General features: G+C 68.9%; 21 protein-coding genes. 6 read left to right on the top strand and 15 right to left on the bottom strand.

Going from position 1 to position 20365, the window contains the following annotated elements; translation table 11 throughout:
• Positions 1-8 precede the first annotated feature (8 nt).
• Complete coding sequence (locus tag ACE3QP_RS14230) at positions 9-1307, top strand: NAD(P)/FAD-dependent oxidoreductase (RefSeq protein WP_374437057.1); 1299 nt, start codon at positions 9-11, stop codon at positions 1305-1307.
• On the opposite strand, the gene ACE3QP_RS14225 is transcribed toward ACE3QP_RS14230, so the two are convergent.
• From ACE3QP_RS14225 to ACE3QP_RS14215, 3 genes are read right to left on the bottom strand one after another with little or no spacing between them, the layout of a single operon-like run.
• Positions 1285-2154, bottom strand: a complete 870-nt coding sequence (locus ACE3QP_RS14225) for a DMT family transporter (protein WP_374437055.1) — start codon at positions 2152-2154, stop codon at positions 1285-1287. The genes ACE3QP_RS14230 and ACE3QP_RS14225 overlap by 23 nt on opposite strands.
• Complete coding sequence (locus tag ACE3QP_RS14220; protein ID WP_374437054.1) at positions 2151-3050, bottom strand: DMT family transporter; 900 nt, start codon at positions 3048-3050, stop codon at positions 2151-2153. Before ACE3QP_RS14220 ends, ACE3QP_RS14225 begins: the two co-directional genes overlap by 4 nt.
• Before the next feature lie 8 nt (positions 3051-3058).
• On the bottom strand, positions 3059-3865 hold the full coding sequence (locus ACE3QP_RS14215) for a ferritin-like domain-containing protein (protein ID WP_374437052.1): 807 nt from the start codon (positions 3863-3865) through the stop codon (positions 3059-3061).
• Between the two features lie 56 nt (positions 3866-3921).
• Here ACE3QP_RS14215 and ACE3QP_RS14210 point away from each other — a divergent pair, with 56 nt between their 5' ends.
• Positions 3922-4446 carry a gamma carbonic anhydrase family protein gene (locus ACE3QP_RS14210; protein WP_374437051.1) on the top strand — a complete coding sequence of 175 codons (525 nt, stop codon included), beginning with the start codon at positions 3922-3924 and terminating at the stop codon, positions 4444-4446.
• A complete protein-coding gene (locus tag ACE3QP_RS14205; protein ID WP_374437049.1) occupies positions 4443-5411 on the top strand; it encodes an Hsp33 family molecular chaperone HslO in 969 nt (322 codons plus the stop codon). Before ACE3QP_RS14210 ends, ACE3QP_RS14205 begins: the two co-directional genes overlap by 4 nt.
• Before the next feature lie 4 nt (positions 5412-5415).
• On the opposite strand, the gene ACE3QP_RS14200 is transcribed toward ACE3QP_RS14205, so the two are convergent.
• From ACE3QP_RS14200 to ACE3QP_RS14160, 9 genes are all read right to left on the bottom strand, one after another.
• The gene (locus ACE3QP_RS14200; protein ID WP_374437048.1) at positions 5416-7098 is read right to left on the bottom strand and encodes a bifunctional UDP-sugar hydrolase/5'-nucleotidase; all 1683 of its coding nucleotides are present in this window, start codon (positions 7096-7098) and stop codon (positions 5416-5418) included.
• 44 nt (positions 7099-7142) lie between these two features.
• A complete protein-coding gene (locus ACE3QP_RS14195; protein ID WP_374437046.1) occupies positions 7143-7721 on the bottom strand; it encodes an AAA family ATPase in 579 nt (192 codons plus the stop codon).
• The gene (gene pnuC / locus ACE3QP_RS14190; RefSeq protein WP_374437044.1) at positions 7718-8332 is read right to left on the bottom strand and encodes a nicotinamide riboside transporter PnuC; all 615 of its coding nucleotides are present in this window, start codon (positions 8330-8332) and stop codon (positions 7718-7720) included. The genes ACE3QP_RS14195 and pnuC overlap by 4 nt, the downstream gene beginning before the upstream one ends.
• Positions 8329-8634, bottom strand: coding sequence for a septum formation initiator family protein (locus tag ACE3QP_RS14185; RefSeq protein WP_374437042.1), 306 nt, complete (start codon positions 8632-8634; stop codon positions 8329-8331). The genes pnuC and ACE3QP_RS14185 overlap by 4 nt, the downstream gene beginning before the upstream one ends.
• 4 nt (positions 8635-8638) lie before the next feature.
• A complete protein-coding gene (eno, locus tag ACE3QP_RS14180) occupies positions 8639-9925 on the bottom strand; it encodes a phosphopyruvate hydratase (RefSeq protein ID WP_374437040.1) in 1287 nt (428 codons plus the stop codon).
• 58 nt (positions 9926-9983) lie between these two features.
• A complete protein-coding gene (locus ACE3QP_RS14175) occupies positions 9984-10289 on the bottom strand; it encodes a DUF1330 domain-containing protein (RefSeq protein ID WP_374437038.1) in 306 nt (101 codons plus the stop codon).
• A complete protein-coding gene (kdsA, locus tag ACE3QP_RS14170; protein ID WP_374437036.1) occupies positions 10289-11146 on the bottom strand; it encodes a 3-deoxy-8-phosphooctulonate synthase in 858 nt (285 codons plus the stop codon). Before kdsA ends, ACE3QP_RS14175 begins: the two co-directional genes overlap by 1 nt.
• Positions 11143-12789, bottom strand: a complete 1647-nt coding sequence (locus ACE3QP_RS14165) for a CTP synthase (RefSeq protein ID WP_374437034.1) — start codon at positions 12787-12789, stop codon at positions 11143-11145. Before ACE3QP_RS14165 ends, kdsA begins: the two co-directional genes overlap by 4 nt.
• A 160-nt stretch (positions 12790-12949) precedes the next feature.
• On the bottom strand, positions 12950-13768 hold the full coding sequence (locus ACE3QP_RS14160) for an alpha/beta hydrolase (protein WP_374437033.1): 819 nt from the start codon (positions 13766-13768) through the stop codon (positions 12950-12952).
• Positions 13769-13840: 72 nt separating this feature from the next.
• Here ACE3QP_RS14160 and ACE3QP_RS14155 point away from each other — a divergent pair, with 72 nt between their 5' ends.
• Positions 13841-14062, top strand: coding sequence for a DUF1161 domain-containing protein (locus ACE3QP_RS14155; RefSeq protein ID WP_374437031.1), 222 nt, complete (start codon positions 13841-13843; stop codon positions 14060-14062).
• 1 nt (position 14063) lies between these two features.
• Here ACE3QP_RS14155 and mutS read toward each other — a convergent pair whose 3' ends face one another.
• The 3 genes from mutS to ACE3QP_RS14140 form a co-directional block, all read right to left on the bottom strand.
• Positions 14064-16613 (bottom strand): DNA mismatch repair protein MutS, encoded by a 2550-nt coding sequence (gene mutS, locus ACE3QP_RS14150; RefSeq protein WP_374437029.1) that lies wholly within the window; start codon positions 16611-16613, stop codon positions 14064-14066.
• A gap of 110 nt (positions 16614-16723) precedes the next feature.
• The gene (locus tag ACE3QP_RS14145) at positions 16724-17434 is read right to left on the bottom strand and encodes a PEP-CTERM sorting domain-containing protein (RefSeq protein ID WP_374437027.1); all 711 of its coding nucleotides are present in this window, start codon (positions 17432-17434) and stop codon (positions 16724-16726) included.
• Positions 17435-17725: 291 nt separating this feature from the next.
• Positions 17726-18658, bottom strand: coding sequence for an inositol monophosphatase family protein (locus ACE3QP_RS14140; protein WP_374437026.1), 933 nt, complete (start codon positions 18656-18658; stop codon positions 17726-17728).
• Between the two features lie 104 nt (positions 18659-18762).
• On the opposite strand from ACE3QP_RS14140, the gene ACE3QP_RS14135 reads away from it, so the two are divergent.
• Entirely contained in the window at positions 18763-19503 is a 741-nt protein-coding gene (locus tag ACE3QP_RS14135) for an RNA methyltransferase (protein WP_374437024.1), read from the top strand.
• A 76-nt stretch (positions 19504-19579) separates the two neighbouring features.
• Positions 19580-20344 carry a serine O-acetyltransferase gene (gene cysE / locus ACE3QP_RS14130; RefSeq protein WP_374437022.1) on the top strand — a complete coding sequence of 255 codons (765 nt, stop codon included), beginning with the start codon at positions 19580-19582 and terminating at the stop codon, positions 20342-20344.
• Positions 20345-20365 lie beyond the last annotated feature (21 nt).

The raw sequence follows: 20365 nt of genomic DNA, 5'->3' as shown, positions 1-20365 counted from the left end.
GAGCCGGCATGAACGCGCGCGACCTGGACTTCCTGCCGCCGCTGCAGGCCGAATCACCGCGCGCGCTGCAAACGCTCGTGCTGGGTGCCGGCATCGTCGGCCTGGCCTGCGCGCTGCGCCTGCAGTCGGCTGGCCTGCAGGTGACGGTGCTGGACCGCAGCGGCGTGGCGGCGGGCGCCAGCCGGGGCAATGCCGGCGCGCTGGCCTATTCGGACGTGCTGCCGCTGGCCTCGCCCGGCATCCTGCGCCAGGCGCCGCGCTGGCTGATCGACCCGCTCGGGCCGCTGAGCCTGCGCCCCAGCTACGCGCCGGCCATGCTGCCTTGGCTGTGGAAGTTCTGGCGCGCCAGCACGCAAAAACAGGTGAACTTGAGCGCCCGCGCCCAGGCCGCGCTGCTGGCGCTTTCTGCCGCCGAATGGCCGGCCCTGCTGGGCCTGGCCGGTGCGCAGGGCCAGCTGCGCAAGGGCGGCAATCTGCATCTGTACGAGGGCGAGGCCCAGTGGCGCGCCGCGGCGCCCGGCTGGGCCCAGCGCATGGCCCTGGGCGTGGGCTACGAGCTGCTGCAGGGGGCGGACGCGATTGCAGACCTGCAACCCGGCGTGGACAAGCAATTCCAGTACGGCTGCTTTGTGCCGCATTGGCACACCGTGGACGACCCGCTGCGCCTGACCCAGGCCCTGGCGCACGCCTTCATCGCCCGCGGCGGTGTGCTGGCGCGCGGCCACGCCCTGCGCCTGAACCCGGATGCACGTGGCCTGCTGGTGGAGCTGGAGCAAGGCCCGCCGCTGCTGGCGCAGCGCCTGCTGGTCTGCGCCGGCGCTTGGTCGCACCAACTGACCGAGACCCTGGGCGAGCGCTACCCGCTGGAAACCGAGCGCGGCTACAACACCACGCTGCCACCCGGCGCCTTCAATCTGCGCCGCCAGCTCACCTTCCCCAACCACGGCTTCGTGGTCACGCCCATTGCCGGCGGCGTGCGCGTGGGCGGCGCGGTGGAGTTCGCCGGCCTGCAGGCCCCGCCCAACTTCGCCCGCGCCGACGCCTTGCTGGCCAAGGCCAAGCGCTTCCTGCCCGAGCTGCGCACCGAGGGCGGCACGCAATGGATGGGCTGCCGCCCCTCGATGCCCGACTCGCTCCCTGTCATTGGCCCGGCCCCTGCGGACGGCCGCGTCTTCTACGCCTTCGGCCACGGCCACCTGGGCCTGACCCAGGCGGCCGCCACGGCCAAGCTGGCGGCGGACTGGGCGCTGGAGCGCAAGCCGGGGCTGGCGGATCTGGCGGCGTTCAGGCCGGGGCGGTTCTTGTAGCCAGAACGATGCCGAGCAGGGCCAGTGCGAGCGCCAGGGCATGGATCAACCCGGCGCTTTCGCCCAGCCACAACACTCCCACCGCCGCGCTCGCCACCGGAATCAGCACCGCAAACACCCCGGCCCGGTTGGCGGCATAGCCCTGCAAACCGCGCATCCACAGCCACACCGAGACCACACTGGCAGCCAGGGCGTAGAAGACCAGCAGGGCGGCGTCCTGCACGCGCACGCTGGCCCAATCGAAGCCCAGGCCTTGCCAGCAGGCCAGCGGCGCCATCAGCCCCAGGCCCCAGAGGTTGATCAGGGCCGAGATGCGGCGTGGGCTCAACGCGCTGCCCAGCCGCTTGCCGACCACCACGTAGGCGGCCTCGCAGAACACCGCGCCGAGCAGCAGCAGGTGGCCCAGCAGCGAGCCGCCGCCCTCGCCACCCTTGGCCCATGCCAGCAGGGCGATGCCCGCGCCGGCGCACACGATCGCCAGGCCCACGCGCGGACTGAAGGGCTCGTGTAGCCACAGCGCACTGAGCAGGGCCACGGCCGCCGGAATGAGCGCCATCACCACCCCGGCCGACAGTGCCGAGGTGGCCTGCACGCCCAGCAGCATGCAGATCGAGAAGCCGAAATTGCCCAGAAAGCTGCCCAGGAACAGCCAGCCCTTGTCGGCGCGGCTCAGCGGCGCCTCATCGGCGGGCCGGCGCAGCCAGCCCAGCATGGCCAGCGCAGCGATGCCGAAGCGCAGCCCCGCCAGCAGAAAGACCGGGAACACGGCCACCAGGGCCTTCGAGAGACCCACATAGCTGCCCACCAGCGCCATGCTGGTGGCCAGGAAGACCCAGGCCGGGATCACGCAGCGTGGCTGCGCTTGAGGGCCGGGTGCAGCAGCGGCAGCAGCTGCACCGCCAGCAGCGCAAAGAGGATCAGGCCGCAGCCCAGCAGGCCCTGGGTGCTCAGGCGCTCGTCCAGCAGCCAGTAGCCGAACAGCGCGGCGAACAGGGTTTCGCTGCTGAGGATGATGGCGGCGTCGCTGGCCTGGGCGTGGCGCTGGGCCACCACCTGGGCGGTGAAGGCCAGGCCGACGCTGCAGATGCCGGTGAAGGCCACGGCCGGCCAGACCTGGATCACCTGCGCCAGCGTGAAGGGCTCGGCCACGGCGGCATAGGCCAGGGCCAGCACGCCCACCACGGCGAACTGGCCGCAGGCCACGCTGAAGGGGGCATCAAAACGGTCCGCCAGGCGACCCACCCACAGCACATGGGCGGCCCAGGGTAGGGTGGAGGCCAGCACCCACAGGTCGCCGGTGTTGAAGCTCAGCGTGTGCGCGCCGCTGAGCAGGAAGGCGCCGGCCACGCAGGCCAGGGCACAGGGCCAGACGCTCCAGTGCGGCGACTCCTTCAGCACCAGCGCGGCCAGCAGAGGCACCAGGGGTACGTAGAGCGCCGTCAAAAAGCCGGCATTGGTGACGGTGGTGGTTTGGATGCCGATCTGCTGAAAGCCGGCGCCGGTGAGCATCAGGGCGCCCAGCACCAGCACGGCCGGCGTCATCGGTTTGGCGCGCGAGGCGGCCTTGCGGCGCGGCTGCTCCCACAAGGCCAGCGGCAGCACCACCAGCGCGCCGAGCAGAAAGCGCACGCCGGTGAAGGCCATCGGGCCGAGGGCCGCCATGCCCTGGGCCTGAAACACGAAGGCTGAGCCCCAGATGATGGCCACGACAGTGAGCAGCAGGTCGGCTTGGAGGCGGGTCATTCCACGGGTCATAGAGCAGTCGATTCCAGAGCGGCCAGTTCTTCAGCGGTGAAGCCGGCCAGGGCGCGGGCGCCCAGGTTCAGGGGTTTGCGCGGGCGCGGCGCCTGGTACTGGGCGCACAGGGCCGGGAAGTCCGTTTCCGGGTCCACACCCTCACGTTCGCAGGCCCAGCGGTACCAGCGGTTGCCGATGGCGACATGGCCGACCTCGTCGCGCAGGATCACGCCGAGGATCTCGACCGCGCGATGGTCACCCGAGGCGGCGAGCTTCCTCTGCAGCGGCGGCGTGGCATCCAGGCCGCGCGCTTCCAGCGTGCGTGGCACCAGGGCCATGCGGGCGCGGAAACCGTGCGCGGTGCGCTCGCACATGGCCCACAGGCCGTCGTGGGCGTCGAAGTCGCCATAGCGGTGGCCCAGCGTGCCCAGGTGCTCGCACAGCAGCTCGAAGTGCAAGGCCTCCTCGGCCGCCACCTGCAGCCAGTCGGCATAGAAGGCGGGCGGCAGGCCGGCGAAGCGCTGCACGGCGTCCAGCGCCAGATTGATGGCGTTGAACTCGATGTGGGCGATGGCGTGCAGCAGCGCGGCCCGGCCTTCGGGTGTATGCGGGCTGCGGCTGCGCACCGCCAGGTGCTCGACCAGACGCGGCTGCGCAGGGCGGCCGGGCAGGGGGGCGTCAGTTTGGGGCGTGGCCTGCGGGTCCAGCGGCACGGCACCGGCCTGCCAATCGCGCAACAGCGCGCGCGCGCCGTCTTGCTTGCGTTGGGGGTCGGGCTCGCCGAGCAGGCTCAGCGCCTGGTGGCGGAGCTCGACAATCATGGGTCGCGATTATCCTTTCGCGTTTTCCCCGATCCCTTCGCAGTGAGGCGACAAGCATGAGCATTTACCGCCTGGGTGAGCATGAGCCCGAGGTTCCCGCCAGTTGCTGGGTGGCGCCCAGCGCCACGGTGGTGGGGCGCGTCCGCCTGGGTGAGCAATGCTCGGTCTGGTTCGGCGCCGTGGCGCGGGGCGACTCAGATCAGCTGACCCTGGGCGATCGCGTCAACGTGCAGGACAACGCCGTGCTGCATGCCGACACCGGCTTCCCGCTGGTGATCGAGGATGACGTCACCATCGGCCACCAGGCCATGGTGCATGGCTGCCATGTGGAGAAGGGCTGCCTGATCGGCATCCAGGCGGTGATCCTGAACGGCGCGCGCATCGGTGCGGGCAGCCTGGTGGGCGCTGGCGCCCTGGTGACGGAAGGCAAGGTCTTCCCGCCGCGCAGCCTGATCGTCGGCAGCCCGGCCAAGCTGCTGCGCGAGCTGACCGAAGAAGAAAGCGCGCGCCTGCTGCAATCCGCCGCGCATTACGCGCGCAATGGCGCCCGCTATGGCGCTGAGTTGGAAAGAATGGAATGAGTGAGTTTCAGAAGTTCATGTTCGAGGGCCTGCCGGTGCGCGGGGTGGTGGTGCGCCTGACTGACTCCTGGCAGGAACTGCAGGCGCGCCGCCAGGAGCCCCTGCCGGATGCTGTGATGGCCCTTCTGGGCGAAATGAGCGCCTGCGCCCTGCTGCTGCAGGGCAATCTGAAGTTCCAGGGTGCGCTGGTGATGCAGATGTCGGGCGATGGCCCCGTCAAGTTGGCGGTGGCCGAGGCGCGTACCGACCTGAGCTACCGCGCCACCGCCAATGTCACGGGAGCGGTGCCGCGGCTGGACTCAAAAGGGCAGTTCGATCTGGCCGACCTGCTGAACGTGCACGGCGGCGGGCGCTGTGCCATCACCCTGGATGCGGACGACCGCCCGCCCGGCGTGCACCCCTATCAGGGCGTGGTGCCGCTGAACGACGAGCATGCGGCGCGCTTTTCGCGCCTGGCCCAGGCGGTGGAGCAGTACATGAAGCTGTCCGAGCAGCTGGATACCAAGATCGTGCTGGCGGCCGATGCGCACAGCGCCGCCGGCATGCTGATCCAGCGCATGCCGCTGGAAGGCGAGGCCAACCTGGAAGGCCGGGTGGGCGCGGAACAGGCGGCCGAGCTCCTGGACGCCTTTCCACGCATCGCCATGAAGGTGGCCACGCTCCAGCCCGAGGAGCTGCTGCGGCTGCCGATGGACGAGCTGCTGCACCGCCTGTTCTGGGAGGAGCCGCTGCGCCGCTTCGAGCCGGCCACGCCGCGCTTCGCCTGCACCTGCTCGCGCGAGCGCGTGGGCCGCATGCTGGTGGGCCTCGGCCGCGAGGAGATCGAGTCCATCCTGGCCGAGCGCGCCGACGTCGAGGTGGCCTGCAACTTCTGCGGCGCACCGTACCGCTTCGACGCGGTGGATTGCGCCCAGCTCTTCCAGGCGGCGGGCAGCGTGGCGCCGCCGCAGGGTTCGGTGCAGTAGGGCTTCAGTTGATGCGCTGGATGCGATCCAGCGCCGCCGGCGGCTGCAGCATCGGCAGGCTGCGCACATAGGCTTCCAGCGCGTCGATGTCCTGCACCCCCAGGCGCGGGTCGCGGCCCTTCTTCAGCGCCTGGTAACCGTCGCCGCCGGTGGCAATGAAGCTGTTGACGGTGAAGCGGTAGTCGCGCGCGGGGTTGAGCGGCTCGCCCTGCACCAGCACCGAGCCCGGCACCACGCGCTGGCCGCGTGGGCGCTGCGCATCCCAGCGGTAGCTGAAGCCTTGCGAGGGCTGCAGCGGGTAGTACTGGCCGTCTTCCCGCCACTGCTGCTCCAGCAGTTCCAGCAGCTCGGCGCCACTCAGGGTCAGCGTGACGAGCTGGTTGTTGAAGGGCTGGGCGGTGAAGAGGTCGCCGAAATTGATGCGGCCACCGTCCTTGAAGCTCAGGCCGGCGCGCACGCCGCCGGTGTTCGTCAGGGCGAACAGGGCGCCGCCGTGTTCCGCTGCGCGCGTGGCGGCGAAGTGCGCGTCGGCCACGATGTAGCCCATCGGCCAGTTGCCGGCGTCGTCCACCTTGCCATGCGGCACCTCCTTGGACAAGCGGCCCACGGCACGCTCGATCAGCGGGCGTGCCTTGTCCTGGTAAGCCGCCAGCAGCTGGGTCTGCTCGGGGTCCTTGCCGTACTGGTCCAGGCGCACCAGATGGTTGACCGCCTTGGCCTCCAGCACGTCGCGGCTGCCTCGGTCCAGGCTCAGTTCGATCTCGGTGACCATGGAGCCGAACTTGTCGCCGCTGGTGACGAGCTTGCCCTCGAGGCGGCAGTTGTACGCGCGGTGCGTGTGGCCGGTGACGACCACGTCCACCGCCGGGTGCATGCGCTTGACGATGTCGACGATGGGCCCGCTGATGCCCGGGCATTCGTTGTGGCCGCCGCTGGGGTAGCCGCCTTCGTGGATCAGCACCACGATGGCCTGCACGCCTTGCGCTTGCAGTTCGGGCACCAGGCGGTTGATGGTCTCGGCCTCGTCGTCAAAGCGCAGGCCGGCCACGGCCTCGGGCATCACCAGCCCGGGCGTACCCTTGAGCGTGAGCCCGATGAAGCCCACCGGCACGCCCTCGAACTGCTGCACGTGGTAGGCCGGTAGCAGGGTCTGGCCGGTGCGGCTGTCCACCGTGCTGGCGGCCAAGTACTTGAAGCCTACGCCCTTGTACGGCTGCGGACCGCGACAGCCCTCCTTGGGCGCGCAGCCACCGCGGATGCGGCGCAGCAACTCGTCCGCGCCGCGATCGAATTCATGGTTGCCCACGGCCGACACATGCAGGCCCATGGTGGTCAGCGATTCCAGCGTCGGTTCATCGAAGAACAGCGCCGAGAGCAGGGGCGTGCCACCGATCAGGTCGCCCGCCGCCACGAAGATGTGGTTGGCCTTGTCCTTGCGCAGCTGCTTCACCGCCGTGGCCAGGGCTTCCGAGCCCCCCACCGGCACCTGCACCTGCTGGCCTGGGTTGGCCGGGTCGGGCATGCGGAAGGGCGCGGGCGGCAGCAGATTGCCGTGGAAGTCGTTGATGGCCAGCACCTGCACCTTGACCGGCCCGGTCGGCGCGGTGGTGTGTGGCGGCGCGATGCTGCTGCAGGCGGCCAGACACAGGGCGGCGGCCAGGGCCAGGGGGCGGGTGAGGAGGCACATGGTGGGCTTGGACGGTACGGGGGGCAATTGTCGGTGCGCGGCCATCAGCCGCGCGCGCGTTCCGCCGCCCAGGCCGGGTGGGGGCGGCGCAGCGTGGGCAGGGATCGGATCAGCATCTCGGCCAAGGCGGCGCGCTGATCCAGCGGGCCGCTCAGCACGGTGAAGGGAAGGCCCTTGGCCTGCAGCAGGGCCACCAGAGCTTCATGCGCCTGGCGGCGCACGGCCGGCGATTCGCGCAGCCAGCCATCGGCCTGCCAGGGGATGCCCTCTGGGCAGCACAACAGGGTCAGGTCGAAGGCCTGCTGCGCGCGCACTGCCTCGGGCAGGGCGGTGGCGTCCTCGAAGTAGTGGATCGAGTACAGCGCCGTCATCAGGGCGGTGGTGTCCGCCACGACGAGACGGTGGTTCTGGGCGGCTGCCGCGATCCGGCGCGACTGCTCCGCTGAAATGAGCGCCTGCTCCTCGCGCCGTGGCGTGCGCCCGCTGGCCAGGCACCACTCGCGCAGGTATTCGCCCACCGTGGCCACGTCCAGGTCGGCCAGGCGCAGGCCCAGCAGCGTGGTCAGGCTGCTCTTGCCGGTGCACTCCGCGCCCAGCAGGGCCACCTTGCAGACGGCGCTCATGCGGCGTGCGCGCCCCGCTCGGCGTGCGCCCACTCGCGCCAGCCCCACAGGGCCAGCGGAATGAAGGCGGCGTAGAGCAGCACCGTCAGCCAATAGGCCTTGAGCGCGAACAGCACCACCGAGACGGCGTTTACGGCCACCCAGAAGCCCCAGTTCTCGATGAACTTGCGCCCCAGTTGCACGGTGGCCACCACGGAGGCCACGGTGGGCAGCGCGTCCCAATAGGGCAGGGGGGAGTCGGTGTGGCGGCTCAGCCACCAGCCCAGCAGCGGCCAGCCCAAGGCGATGGCGCCCAGGCTCCAGCCCCAGGCCTGCAGCGGCATGCGGCGCACGGTGAGCGCACTCTGAGAGCGCCCGCGCCACCACTGCGCAAAACCCCAGGCCGCCATGGCCACGAAGAAAAGCTGCAGGGCGGCTTCCCCGTACAGCTTGCCCTCCCAGAACAGCAGGGCGTAGAGCAGCGAGGCCGCGGCGGCCAAGGGCCAAGCCACCAGCCATTGCCGCATATTGCCCAGCACCATGGCCACCGAGAGGGCAAAGGCCAGGATCTCCAGCCAGGTGAAGGGGCTCCCCCAGGCCGTGAAGGCGGCCGTCAGCAACCAGTCCTTCACGGGCGCGAAGGGGCGGATGCCGGCAGGGACGGCTGGCCGTCCAGCTTCACGAAGATCTCGTCGGGCTTGACCATGCCGAGCTCCAGGCGAGCTTTCTCTTCCACCATCTCCAGGCCTTCGCGCAGGTCCTTGAGTTCGGCGCGCGCCCGCGTCTGCGCCTCGCGCGCCTTGGTGTTGGCGGCCTCCTGATCCTGCAGCTGCTGCTGCAGTTCGGTGACCCGCGCAGCCGAGCGCTGGCCGAACCAGGTCTGGGCCTGCACCCAGAGCAGGCCCGCAGCCAGCAGCACGGCAATGAAGCGCAAGGGCTTACTTCAGGTTGTAGAACGCGGCGCGACCGGGGTAGACCGCCACATCGCCGAGGTCTTCCTCAATGCGCAGCAGTTGGTTGTACTTGGCCATGCGGTCCGAACGCGACAGCGAGCCGGTCTTGATCTGGCCGGCATTGGTGCCGACGGCGATGTCGGCGATCGTGTTGTCCTCGGTCTCGCCGGAGCGGTGGCTGATGACGGCGGTGTAACCGGCCCGCTTGGCCATCTCGATGGCGGCGAAGGTCTCGGTCAGGGTGCCGATCTGGTTGATCTTGATGAGGATCGAGTTGGCGATGCCCTTCTCGATGCCTTCCTTCAGGATCTTGGTGTTGGTGACGAAGAGGTCGTCGCCGACGATCTGCACCTTGGTCCCCAAGCGCTCGGTGAGCAGCTTCCAGCCGTCCCAGTCGCCCTCGGCCATGCCGTCTTCGATGCTGATGATGGGGTACTTGTCCACCCAGGTGGCCAGCATGTCGGTCCACTGCGCGGCGTTCAGCTTGATGCCGCCTTCGCCTTCCAGCGTGTAGACGCCATCGGCATAGAACTCGCTGGCGGCGCAGTCCAGCGCCAGGGCGATCTGAGTGCCCGGGGTGTAGCCGGCCATCTCGATGGCCTGCAGGATCATCTGGATCGCGGCCTCGTGGTTCTCGACGTTGGGGGCAAAGCCGCCCTCGTCGCCCACCGCCGTGCTCATGTGCTTGTCGTGCAGGATTTTTTTGAGCGCGTGGAAAGTCTCGGCGCCCCAGCGCAGAGCCTCGCGGAAGCTGCTGGCGCCCACGGGGACGATCATCAGCTCCTGCAGGTCCAGGTTGTTGTTGGCGTGTGCGCCGCCGTTGACGACGTTCATCATCGGCACCGGCAGCTGGGTGGCGCCCATGCCGCCGAAGTAGCGGTACAGCGGCAAGCCACTCTCTTCAGCCGCGGCACGCGCCACGGCCATGGAGACGGCCAGCATGGCGTTGGCGCCCAGGCGGCTCTTGTTCTCGGTGCCGTCCAGGTCGATCAGGGTCTTGTCCAGGAAGGCCTGCTCGGAGGCATCGAGGCCCATCACGGCCTCGCTGATCTCGGTGTTGATGAACTCCACCGCCTTCAGCACGCCCTTGCCCAGGTAGCGGCTCTTGTCGCCGTCACGCAGCTCGATGGCCTCGCGGCTGCCGGTGCTGGCGCCGCTCGGCACGGCCGCACGGCCCAGGGTGCCGGACTCCAGCAGGACGTCGCATTCGACGGTGGGATTGCCGCGGCTGTCGAGGATCTCGCGGCCGACGATGTCAACAATGGCGCTCATGGCGTTCCTTGCAAGAAAAAGAAGTCGGGGGGGACTCTAGGTTGGTAACCCGCCGTATTCAGGCCGGCAGGTAGCCTTCAACCAGCGTCATATCGAAATACTCGGTTGCGCCTTGGCGCAGCGCGCGCGCGGTCTGGTAGCCCGGGCCCTCGTACCAGGCGCGCGCCTCGACCATGCTCGGGAAGCGGATGATGGTCAGCCGCGCCGGGCGCCAGTCGCCCTCCAGCACGTCGATTGCGCCGCCGCGCACCAGGTATTCACCGCCGGCCGCGGCAATCGCGGCGGGGGCGGCGGCCATGTAGGCCTTGAAGGCTTCGGGGTCGCGGATCTTGCTGGCGACGATCAGGTACGCAGGAAGAGACATCAGCAGGAGAAATCGTTTTCGAGAAGCGGTTGGGCCTTGACGACGCGGTCCAGGGCCACGAGTTGCTCCAGCAGGGCACGCATGTGCTTGAGCGGTACGGCGTTCGGGCCGTCGCTGAAGGCCTCGGCCGGGTTCGGGTGGGTTTCCATGAAGAGGCCCGCCACACCCACGCCCACGCCGGCGCGGGCCAGCACGGGCACCATCTCGCGGGCGCCGCCGCTGCTCGTGCCCTGGCCGCCCGGCTTCTGCACCGAGTGGGTGACGTCGAACACCACCGGTGCGCCGGAATTGCGCATCTCGGCCAGGCTGGTCATGTCGGCCACCAGGTTGTTGTAGCCGAAGCTGACGCCGCGCTCGCAGGCCAGGAAGCGGTCTTCCGACAGGCCGACTTCGCGGGCGGCAGCGCGCGCTTTGTCGATGACGTTCTTCATGTCCCAGGGCGCAAGGAACTGGCCCTTCTTGATGTTCACCGGCTTGCCACTCTGGGCCACGGCGCGGATGAAGTCCGTCTGGCGACACAGGAAGGCGGGGGTCTGCAGCACATCGACCACGCTGGCCACTTCGGCGATCTGGCTGTTGTCGTGCACGTCGGTCAGCACCGGCAGGCCGGTTTGGCGGCGCACCTCGTCCAGGATCTTCAGGCCGGCCTCGATGCCGACGCCGCGCCGGGAACTGCCCGAGGAACGGTTGGCCTTGTCGAAGGAGCCCTTGTAGATGAGCGGAATGCCCAGGGCCGTGCAGGCGTCCTTCAGGAGGCCGGCCACGTCCAGCGACAGCTGCTGGCTCTCGATCGAGCAGGTGCCGGCGATCAGGAAAAAGGGCTTGTCGACGCCGACCTCGAACCCACACAGCTTCATTTGGCTTCCTTGTGCTGCAGCGCTGCCTTGATGTAGCTGATGAACAGCGGGTGGCCGTCCCAGGGCGTGCTCTTGAACTCAGGGTGGAACTGCACGCCGACGAACCAGGGGTGCTTGTCGCGCGGCAGCTCGACGATCTCGGTCAGCTTCTCGCGCTGGGTGATGGCGGAGATCACCAGGCCTGCCTGCTGCAGCTTGTCGAGGTAATGCTCGTTGGCCTCGTAGCGGTGGCGGTGGCGCTCGGTCACCACGTCGCCGTAAATGCCGTGCGCGATGGTGCCGGGTTTGACATCCGAACTCTGCGCGCCCAGGCGCATGGTGCCGCCCAGGTCCGAGCTGGCATCGCGCTTCTGGATCGAGCCGTCGGCGTCCTGCCACTCGTCGATCAGGGCGATGACCTTGTGCTTGGCCTCGGGGTCGAACTCGGTGGAGTTGGCGCCTTCCAGGCCGGCCATGTGGCGGGCGTATTCGATGGTGGCCACCTGCATCCCCAAGCAGATGCCCAGGTAGGGGATCTTGTGCTCGCGGGCGTATTGGGCGGCGCGGATCTTGCCTTCCACACCGCGCTTGCCAAAGCCGCCCGGCACGAGGATGGCGTCGAACTGCGCGAGCTGGTCGATGTCGCCCGTCTCCAGCGCTTCCGAATCGACGTACTCGATGTTGACGCGGGCGTGGTTGTGGATGCCGGCGTGGCGCAGCGCTTCGTTGAGCGACTTGTACGAATCCGACAGGTCGGTGTACTTTCCGCACATCGCGATGCGCACCTCGTGCTGCGGGTGCTCGACCTCGCGCACCAGGGTGTCCCAGCGCGTCAGGTCGGTGCTGCGGGTGCTGAGTTGCAGCTTGGTGCAGATCAGCTGGTCCAGCCCCTGCTCGTGCAGCACGCGCGGCACCTTGTAGATGGTGTTCACGTCCCACATGCTGATCACGCCGTACTCGGGCACGTTCGTGAACAGCGAGATTTTCTCGCGCTCGTCCTCGGGGATGCGGCGGTCGGCGCGGCAGAGCAGGGCGTCGGGCTGGATGCCAATCTCGCGCAGCTTCTGCACCGTGTGCTGGGTCGGCTTGGTCTTCAGCTCGCCAGCGGCGGCGATCCAGGGCACATAGGTCAGGTGCACGAAGGCGGTGTTCGTCGTGCCCATGCGCAGGCTCATCTGGCGCGCGGCCTCGAGGAAGGGCAGGGACTCGATGTCGCCCACCGTGCCGCCGATCTCGACGATGGCCACGTCCACCGCGTCATCGGTGCCTGCGCCGGCGCCACGCTTGACGAAGTCCTGGATCTCGTTGGTGATGTGCGGAATCACCTGCACCGTCTTGCCGAGGTAATCGCCGCGGCGTTCCTTCTCCAGCACGGACTTGTAGATCTGCCCGGTGGTGAAGTTGTTGGCGCGCTTCATGCGCGTGGTGATGAAGCGCTCGTAGTGACCCAGGTCCAGATCGGTCTCGGCGCCGTCGTCGGTGACGAAAACCTCCCCGTGCTGGAACGGGCTCATCGTGCCCGGGTCCACATTGATGTAGGGGTCCAGCTTGATCAGCGTGACCTTGAGCCCGCGGCTCTCCAACAAGGCTGCGAGAGAGGCGGCGGCCACACCCTTGCCCAGGGAGGACACCACACCGCCGGTGACGAATACGTATTTGGTCATGTCGCGCCGCGTTCCCACGCGCCGCACCCCCTTGGCATCACTGCGGGGGGCCATCAGGCCGAGAACGCTCAAGAGGAAAGGCGAAGTATATCGGCGCGGGTTTACCCGGCCGGCGTGGAACCGGCCTGCGGGCTGGAACAAGGCCGAGGCAGGTGCGGGTTCAACCGGCCGTTTTCGGCTGCTCCGCCAACTGGTCCAGCAGCTGCAGCGCGAGTGCCGCCGTGGCCTCCGGGTGCTCGAACGGGAACAGATGTGTGCCCTCGATCTCGCGGAACAGCGGACCGACGAAGCGGCGCGTGGCCTCGATGCCGCCCATGCGCATCTCGCGGCTGTGCGTGCCGGCAATGAAGGCACGCGGCACGCGCAGGCCGCGGGTGGCGCGCGTGAGTGCATGGGGCAGGGTGGCGTACACGGCGGCCTCCACTTCACGGCGGAACGCCAGGCGCAGGCCGCCGCGCTCGGGGTCGGGCTCGAAGCCGCAATCCAGGTAGTCTTGCAGCACGCGCGGGTCCCAGGCCCGGAACAGGGCCTTGGAGCGGAAGTGCGCTTCCAGCGTGAGGCGGTCTGGCCAGTGCTGGCGACGCTCCTGCGCGATGCTGGCGGGTGGCTGTTTGTGGATGCGACCACTGAGCTTGCCGAAGGCCACGAAACCCGCGCGCCAGCCGCGGATGTAGGGCGAATCCAGCATCAGCACGCCGCGCACCTGCTGCGGGCGGCGTGCGGCTCCCATGAGGCTCAGGAGTCCGCCCAGCGAATGGCCGACCAGGTAGACCGGCTCGCGCGGCTGCACCACCTCGTCCACATAGCGCAGCAGCTGGCTGACCAGATGCGGCCAGTTGCTGCTCACCGGGTGCTGGGGGTCGTGCCCGTACTTTTCGAGGGCGTGGACCTGATGGCCGGCCGCGCGCCAGGCGTCAAAGATCAGGCGGTAGCAACCGGCGGGGTAGCTGTTGGCGTGGGAGAAAACGAGGGTGGACATGGGCGCGCAGTGTGCCGTCGTCGCCCGGCGCAGAATGCCCACTCCACCATCCAAACCTAGGGAGAGTTCTCCATGAAGACCGTTCTGATCGCCACCCTCGCCCTGCTGGCCAGCGCTGCCCAGGCCGCCCCCAAGGCTTGCGAAGAGCTGAAGGCCGAGATCGCTGCCAAGCTGGATGCCAAGGGTGTCAAGGGCTACACGCTGGACATCGTGGCCACCGACCAGGTGGCCGACCAGAAGGTGGTCGGCAGCTGCGAGGGCGGCAGCAAGAAGGTCGTCTACAAGCGCGGCTGAATCATTCCCTGCCCAGCAGGGACTTGATGCGGTACAGCTGCTCCAGCGCCTCGCGCGGGCTGCAGCTGTCCAGGTCCAGGCCGCGCAGCGCCTTCAGCGCGGGCGGCTCTTCGGCCTGCGGGGCGGCCGGCGGCGCCGCGAACAGATCCACCTGGGCCTGGGCGCCGGCTTTCTGGGCCTCCAGCGCCTCCAGACTGGCGCGCGCCTGGCGCAACACCGGCGCGGGCATGCCGGCCAGGCGCGCCACCTGCACGCCATAGCTGCGGCTGGCCGGGCCGGGCTGCAGCTCGTGCAGGAAGGCGATGTCATCGCCCGCCTCGACGGCCGAGACATGCAGGTTGTGGGCCTCGCTTTTCTGCGCCGGCAACTCGGTCAGCTCGAAGTAATGCGTGGCGAACAGGGTGAGCGAGCGGTTTTTGTCGTGCAGGTGCGTGGCGATGGCACCGGCCAGCGCCAGGCCGTCGAAGGTCGAAGTGCCGCGGCCGATCTCGTCCATCAGCACCAGGCTTTGTTCGGTGGCGGCGTGCAGGATGGCCGCGGCCTCCGTCATTTCCAGCATGAAGGTGGACTGGGCGTTGGCCAGGTCGTCCGCCGCGCCAATGCGGGTGTGGATGGCATCCAGCGGCCCCAGCCGGCAGGCCTGGGCCGGCACGTAGGAGCCCATCGAGGCCAGCAGTGCGATCAAGGCCACCTGGCGCATGAAGGTTGATTTGCCGCCCATGTTCGGGCCGGTGATGACGAGCAGGCGACGCTTGGCGTCGAGCCGGCAGTCATTGGGTTGGAAGGCAATGCCCTTGGTCTCGGCCAGGCGCGCCTCCACCACCGGGTGGCGGCCGGCCTGGATGTCGATGCAGGGGTAGCTTACAAACTCGGGCGCGCACCAGTTCAGCGTGGCGGCACGCTCGGCCAGCGCGGCCAGCACGTCCAGGCTGGCCAGGGCGCGCGCCACCGTGGCCAGCGCCTGCACGAAGCCGCCCAGGTCGTCGAGCAAGCGCTCGAACAGGAACTTTTCGCGCGCCAGGGCGCGTTCGCTGGCGGAGAGCGCCTTGTCCTCGAAGGCCTTGAGCTCGGGCGTGATGAAGCGCTCGGCGTTCTTCAGGGTCTGGCGGCGCTGGTAGTTGTCCGGCACCTTGTCCTTCTGGCCCTGCGTCACCTCAATGTAGAAGCCGTGCACCTTGTTGAACTGCACGCGCAGGTTCGGGATGCCAGTGCGCTCGCGCTCGCGCAGTTCCAAGTCAAGCAGGAAGGCGTCGCAGTTGGCGTTGATGGCACGCAGCTCATCCAGTTCGGCATCGAAGCCGCTGGCGATGACGCCGCCATCTCGCAGCCACACCGCGGGCTGCTCCGCCAGCGCGGCGCGCAGCAGCTCGGCCACCTGAGGCGGTGCGGCCAGATCCTGGCGCAGCTGGTTCAGCAGCGCGGCGCCAGGGGGCACGGCGGCGGCCAGCTCGGGCAGCAGCAGCAAGGTTTCGCGCATGCCGGCGAGCTCGCGCGGGCGCACTTGCCGCAGCGCAATGCGGCTGGTGCTGCGCTCGACGTCGGACACGCGCCGCAGCGCCTCGCGCAGGGGCTCGAAGCCCAGTTCCAGCAGGGTGGCGATGGCCGCCTGGCGCGCCTGCGCCAGGGAACGCTCGCGCGCCGGCGTCAGCAGCCAATGGCGCAGCGCGCGGCTGCCCATGCCGGTGCGGCAGCTGTCCAGCAAGGAGAGCAGGGTGGGCGCCTCTTCACCGCGCAGAGTCTGCGTCAGCTCCAGGTTGCGCTGGGTGGCGGGCGGCAGGTCGATCAGCTCACTGGCGCGCAGCACTGCCAGCCGTTTTACGTGCGCCAGCGCGCGGCCTTGCGTGTGTTCCAGGTAGGCCAGCAGGGCGCCGCCGGCAGCCTGGGCCACCGGCAGATCCTGCGCGTTCAGGCCCTGCAGGCTGGCCACGCCGAGCTGTTCGCACAGCTTGCGCTCGCCCAGGGCGCTTTCGAACTGCCAGGGCGGGCGGGCGGTGGTGGGGGCGCGCACCACGCTCAGGGCTTCGGGTTGGCCGGGCGCGGAGTGGTCGCGCGCCAGCAGGATCTCGGCCGGGTTCAGGCGCGCCAGCCAGCCGGGCAGCTCGGTGTGGCTGCATTCCAGCAGGCCGATCTCGCCCTGTGCGAGCGTGACCCAGGCCAGGCCGAAGCGGCCCGCGGCGGCATGCAGTGCAAGGAGTGGGGCGTCCTGCTTGTCGGCCAGCAACTCGGCGTCCGTCACCGTGCCCGGGGTGACGATGCGCACCACCTTGCGCTCGACCGGGCCCTTGCTGGCGCCCACCTCGCCCACCTGCTCGGCAATGGCGACCGATTCGCCCAGCTTCAGCAGCTTGGCCAAGTAGTTTTCCAGCGCCGCCACCGGCACGCCGGCCATCACGACCGGCTCGCCGCCACTGCTGCCGCGCACGGTCAGCGTGATGTCCAGCAGCGCATTGGCCTTGCGCGCGTCGTCGTAGAAGACCTCGTAGAAGTCCCCCATGCGGAAGAACACCAGTAGGTCCGGGTGGTCGGCCTTGATGCGCAAATATTGCTGCATCAAGGGGGTGTGTGTTTCGAGCGGGGCGAGGGGCGCAGAGGACAAGGTGATCGGGGGCGGGCGCGCGAGGGGGCCGGATTATCCCGACCCTGCCCCCGCACGGCCGGGAATCAGCTGGCGCTGCGCTTGCGGCGCGAACCCGCCGCCAGCAGACCCACGCCGGCGAGTGCGAGGGCGGTGGGTTCGGGTACGTCGTAGAGCGCAAACGCGCGGTCACCGCCACGCGCGGCGAAGGTGCCGGTCACGACCCCATTGGCGTAGCTGTTCTGGAACGTGACGTCTCCCGCTTCGTAAGGGCCGGCCATGGTCCAGCCGAAGAACGGCGAGAACCCATCCGCGTTCGAGCGCACCGAGAACCAGTAGTTTGTGCCGGCCTCGGCGGCAAAAGCACTGCCCAGGGCGAGGTCGAAGTCGTACACATCGACCGAGTTGCCGGCGAAGACGCCGTCGGTCGCGTTGCTGCGGTGGACCGCACTGTCCGCAAAAGTCTTGCTGAAGGCCAGCGCACCCGGAGTGCCGCCATCGTCCTGTCGGAACTCCACCGTCCAGGAGTTGGTGTTCGGTGCGCCATTGCCGCAGCAGGGTGCTTGGTTGGTCAAGTAGATCCCGCGCCAGGTGACGCGGCTGATGGCGGCGTTGGCCCCGAGCGAGAAGTCGTCCTGGGCTTGCCAGCCGCTGTTGCTGCTGTTGAAGTGGCTGGTCCAGACGGCACCGACATTGGGGCCCGCCACCGGCGCCTGTTCATAGACCGGGGCTGCGACGGCGTGGATGGAGAAGCTGGCGAGCAGCAGCAGGGCGAGGCGGGGAATGCGGGGGGTCATCGAAGGCTCCTTGGAGGGATTGGGCTCAGGCGCGCGCCGTGCGGGTGCGGTGCAGCGGGCTGATCAATCCGACAAGGCCAACCAGCAAGGCAGCCAGTAGCCACAAGGGGTTGATCGACAGACGGTGTTTCATCGTGTGCTCCTGAGCCCCTTGGGTTGGGGTGCAGTCAGCATCGCGGCGGGCCGTTTCGGCCGGGTTGCAGCCGGGCGGCCGCTGTGTTGCGTTTGTTGCAGGGCCCCAAATGCCGACGCCCCGCGTCGCGGGGCGTCGAGGCTTGGGGAGCCGGGGGCTTAGAAGGGCGCGTCTTCGGCGCCGGCGCTGCGCGTGCTGGTGATGCGGCGCGACTTGGGCTGGGCAGCCGCCGGCGCCGGGGCGGGCGCTGCTTCAGGTGCTTCGCCGGCTTCTTCGGTGTTGATGACACGGCTGTAGGGCTGCAGCAGGGGCACCAACTGGGCGTAGATCTTGGGGGTGCCGGCCAGCACCTCGCGTTGGTGCAGGAAGTCGCTCTCGCCGGTGAAGTTGCCCACCAGCCCACCGGCCTCGGTGATGATCAGCGAGCCTGCCGCCACGTCCCAGGGCGAGAGACCGGTCTCGAAGAAGGCGTCGTAATAGCCAGCGGCCACATAGCAGAGGTCGAGCGAAGCGGCACCCGGGCGGCGCACGCCGGCGGTCTGCTGCATCACGTCTTCGAACAACTTGAGGTAGCGCTTGAAGTTGTCGCCGCGGCGGAAGGGAAAACCGGTGCCCACCAAGGAATCCGACAGGCGCGTGCGGCGCGAGACGCGCAGGCGGCGGTCATTCAGGTAGGCGCCGCGGCCCTTGCTGGCGTGGAAGAGGTCGTTGCGGGTCGGGTCATAGACGACCGCCTGCTGCACCTGGCCGCGATGCGCCAGCGCGATCGACACCGCGTAGATCGGCAGGCCGTGGATGAAGTTGGTGGTGCCGTCCAGCGGATCGATGATCCACTGGTAGTCGGACTTCTGGTTGCCATGCTCCTTGCCGGATTCCTCGGCCAGGATGGCGTGCTGGGGATAGGCTTCCAGCAGGGTCTTGATGATCACGGCCTCGGCCGCGTGGTCGACTTCGGTGACGAAGTCGTTGTACGCCTTGGCGCCCACCTTGATGATGTCCAGGTCCAGCGAGGCGCGGTTGATGATGGCACCGGCGGCGCGGGCGGCCTTGATGGCCACGTTCAGCATGGGATGCAAAGCAGCAGAGGACATGCGGTCGTCTTCCTGGAAGTTGGGTGGGCTGGCGGTAAAAAAGAGCGCCCGGCAGCAGCCGGGATAATCGCGGGATTCTACTGAGTCCTGCGGGGCGCGCCGTCGTGCATTCCACACGCTTCATCCTGATGAACACCAGTCACCCCGGCAATGTCGGGGCCACGGCGCGCGCGATGAAGGTGATGGGCTTTGACGACCTGGTGCTGGTGCGGCCGCGCTTTGCCGATGTGCTGCAGCAGGAGGAGACCCTGGCCTTTGCCAGCGGCGCCACCGAGGTGCTGGAGCGCGCACGCGTGGTCGACAGCCTGGCCGAGGCCCTCGACGGCGTGCAGTTCCTGGTGGGCACTGCCATGACACCGCGCGACTTCGGTCCGCCCTGCAGCGCCCCTCGGCCGCTGTTCGAGGGCTTGGCTGGCCGGGCGCTGCGGCCCAGCCTCGGCCTGGTGTTCGGCAGTGAGCGCTTTGGCATGAGCAACGAGGACGTGTACCGCTGCCATGCCCTGGTCTCCATCCCCACGCATCCCGACTACGGCTCCCTCAACCTCGCGCAGGCCGTGCAGCTGCTGGCCTACGAATGGCGCCAGGCCCTGGGCGGCTTCCCGGTGCAGGCCCGCACCAAGCCGCCCGAGCTGGCCGACGCGCAGGCGGTACAGGGCCTGCTGACCCATTGGCAGCAGGCGCTGGTGGACATCGGCTTTCTGGACCCGGTGGCCCCGAAGAAGCTGATGCCGCGGCTGAACCAGCTCGTCAACCGCGCCGGGCTGCAGTCCGAGGAGTTGCACATCCTGCGCGGTATCGCAAGGGCGATGCAAAAGGCGGCGGCGCAAGACAAATCCCCTTGTTGACGCTGGCCTTGCCCTGAGCCGAAGGCAAGCACCTCTCGCCTGCCTACACTCGCCGCCCCCAAGAAGGATTTGCCCCATGTTTGCCCGTCTGCGCGAAGACATCGCCTGCATCCTTGAACGCGACCCCGCCGCCCGCACGGCCTGGGAAGTGTTCTGGTGTTACCCGGGCCTGCACGCGCTGATCCTGCACCGTCGCGCGCACTGGCTGTGGACGCATGGCTTCAAGACCCTGGGCCGCTTTGTTTCGCACTTGAGCCGCTGGCTGACCGGCATCGAGATCCATCCCGGTGCCCAGTTCGGTCGGCGCGTCTTCATCGACCACGGCATGGGCATCGTCATCGGTGAGATGGCCGAGGTGCACGATGAGGTCACCATCTACCAGGGGGTGACGCTGGGGGGCACCACGCTCGTCAAGGGCGCCAAGCGCCACCCCACGCTGGAGCGCGGGGTGGTGGTGGGGGCCAACGCCTGCGTGCTGGGCGGCTTCACGGTGGGAGCGGGCGCGCGCATCGGCTCCGGGGCGGTGGTCACCAAGCCGGTGCCGGCTGGGGCCACGGCGGTGGGCAACCCGGCCCGCATCATCGAGGCCAAGGATCCGCAGCGGGAGGCAGCGGCCAGCAAGATGGGGTTCAGCGCCTATGCGGTGACGCAGGGCGACGACCCGGTGTCGCAGGCCATGAAGGGTCTGATCGACAACGCCGCCGGGCACGAGCACCAGATCGCGCTGCTCTGGGCTGCCATCAAGGAGCTGAGCGAAAGCGGCAAGAAGAACTGCGTGCCTTCGGACGCGCTCAAAGACGAGTGTTTCGACGCCGAGCAGCTCAGCCGGCTGGTGAAGTAGGGCGACCGAGCCCCCCTCAGG

Origin of the sequence: Inhella sp., assembly GCF_041912635.1 — a bacterium.
Classification (GTDB): Bacteria; Pseudomonadota; Gammaproteobacteria; order Burkholderiales; family Burkholderiaceae_C; genus Inhella.
The sequence above is the reverse complement of the archived record's forward strand: the minus strand, read 5'-3'. Positions and strand labels throughout refer to the sequence as shown.

Coding starts and splice junctions, on each gene's coding strand:
- ACE3QP_RS14155 (WP_374437031.1), top strand. CDS start 13,841: ATGAAGACCGTTCTGATCGCCACCCTCGCCCTGCTGGCCAGCGCTGCC.
- ACE3QP_RS14210 (WP_374437051.1), top strand. CDS start 3,922: ATGAGCATTTACCGCCTGGGTGAGCATGAGCCCGAGGTTCCCGCCAGT.
- eno (WP_374437040.1), bottom strand. CDS start 9,925: ATGAGCGCCATTGTTGACATCGTCGGCCGCGAGATCCTCGACAGCCGC.
- kdsA (WP_374437036.1), bottom strand. CDS start 11,146: ATGAAGCTGTGTGGGTTCGAGGTCGGCGTCGACAAGCCCTTTTTCCTG.
- ACE3QP_RS14145 (WP_374437027.1), bottom strand. CDS start 17,434: ATGACCCCCCGCATTCCCCGCCTCGCCCTGCTGCTGCTCGCCAGCTTC.
- ACE3QP_RS14140 (WP_374437026.1), bottom strand. CDS start 18,658: ATGTCCTCTGCTGCTTTGCATCCCATGCTGAACGTGGCCATCAAGGCC.
- ACE3QP_RS14205 (WP_374437049.1), top strand. CDS start 4,443: ATGAGTGAGTTTCAGAAGTTCATGTTCGAGGGCCTGCCGGTGCGCGGG.
- ACE3QP_RS14165 (WP_374437034.1), bottom strand. CDS start 12,789: ATGACCAAATACGTATTCGTCACCGGCGGTGTGGTGTCCTCCCTGGGC.
- cysE (WP_374437022.1), top strand. CDS start 19,580: ATGTTTGCCCGTCTGCGCGAAGACATCGCCTGCATCCTTGAACGCGAC.
- mutS (WP_374437029.1), bottom strand. CDS start 16,613: ATGCAGCAATATTTGCGCATCAAGGCCGACCACCCGGACCTACTGGTG.
- ACE3QP_RS14215 (WP_374437052.1), bottom strand. CDS start 3,865: ATGATTGTCGAGCTCCGCCACCAGGCGCTGAGCCTGCTCGGCGAGCCC.
- ACE3QP_RS14220 (WP_374437054.1), bottom strand. CDS start 3,050: ATGACCCGCCTCCAAGCCGACCTGCTGCTCACTGTCGTGGCCATCATC.
- ACE3QP_RS14230 (WP_374437057.1), top strand. CDS start 9: ATGAACGCGCGCGACCTGGACTTCCTGCCGCCGCTGCAGGCCGAATCA.
- ACE3QP_RS14175 (WP_374437038.1), bottom strand. CDS start 10,289: ATGTCTCTTCCTGCGTACCTGATCGTCGCCAGCAAGATCCGCGACCCC.
- ACE3QP_RS14160 (WP_374437033.1), bottom strand. CDS start 13,768: ATGTCCACCCTCGTTTTCTCCCACGCCAACAGCTACCCCGCCGGTTGC.
- ACE3QP_RS14200 (WP_374437048.1), bottom strand. CDS start 7,098: ATGTGCCTCCTCACCCGCCCCCTGGCCCTGGCCGCCGCCCTGTGTCTG.
- ACE3QP_RS14195 (WP_374437046.1), bottom strand. CDS start 7,721: ATGAGCGCCGTCTGCAAGGTGGCCCTGCTGGGCGCGGAGTGCACCGGC.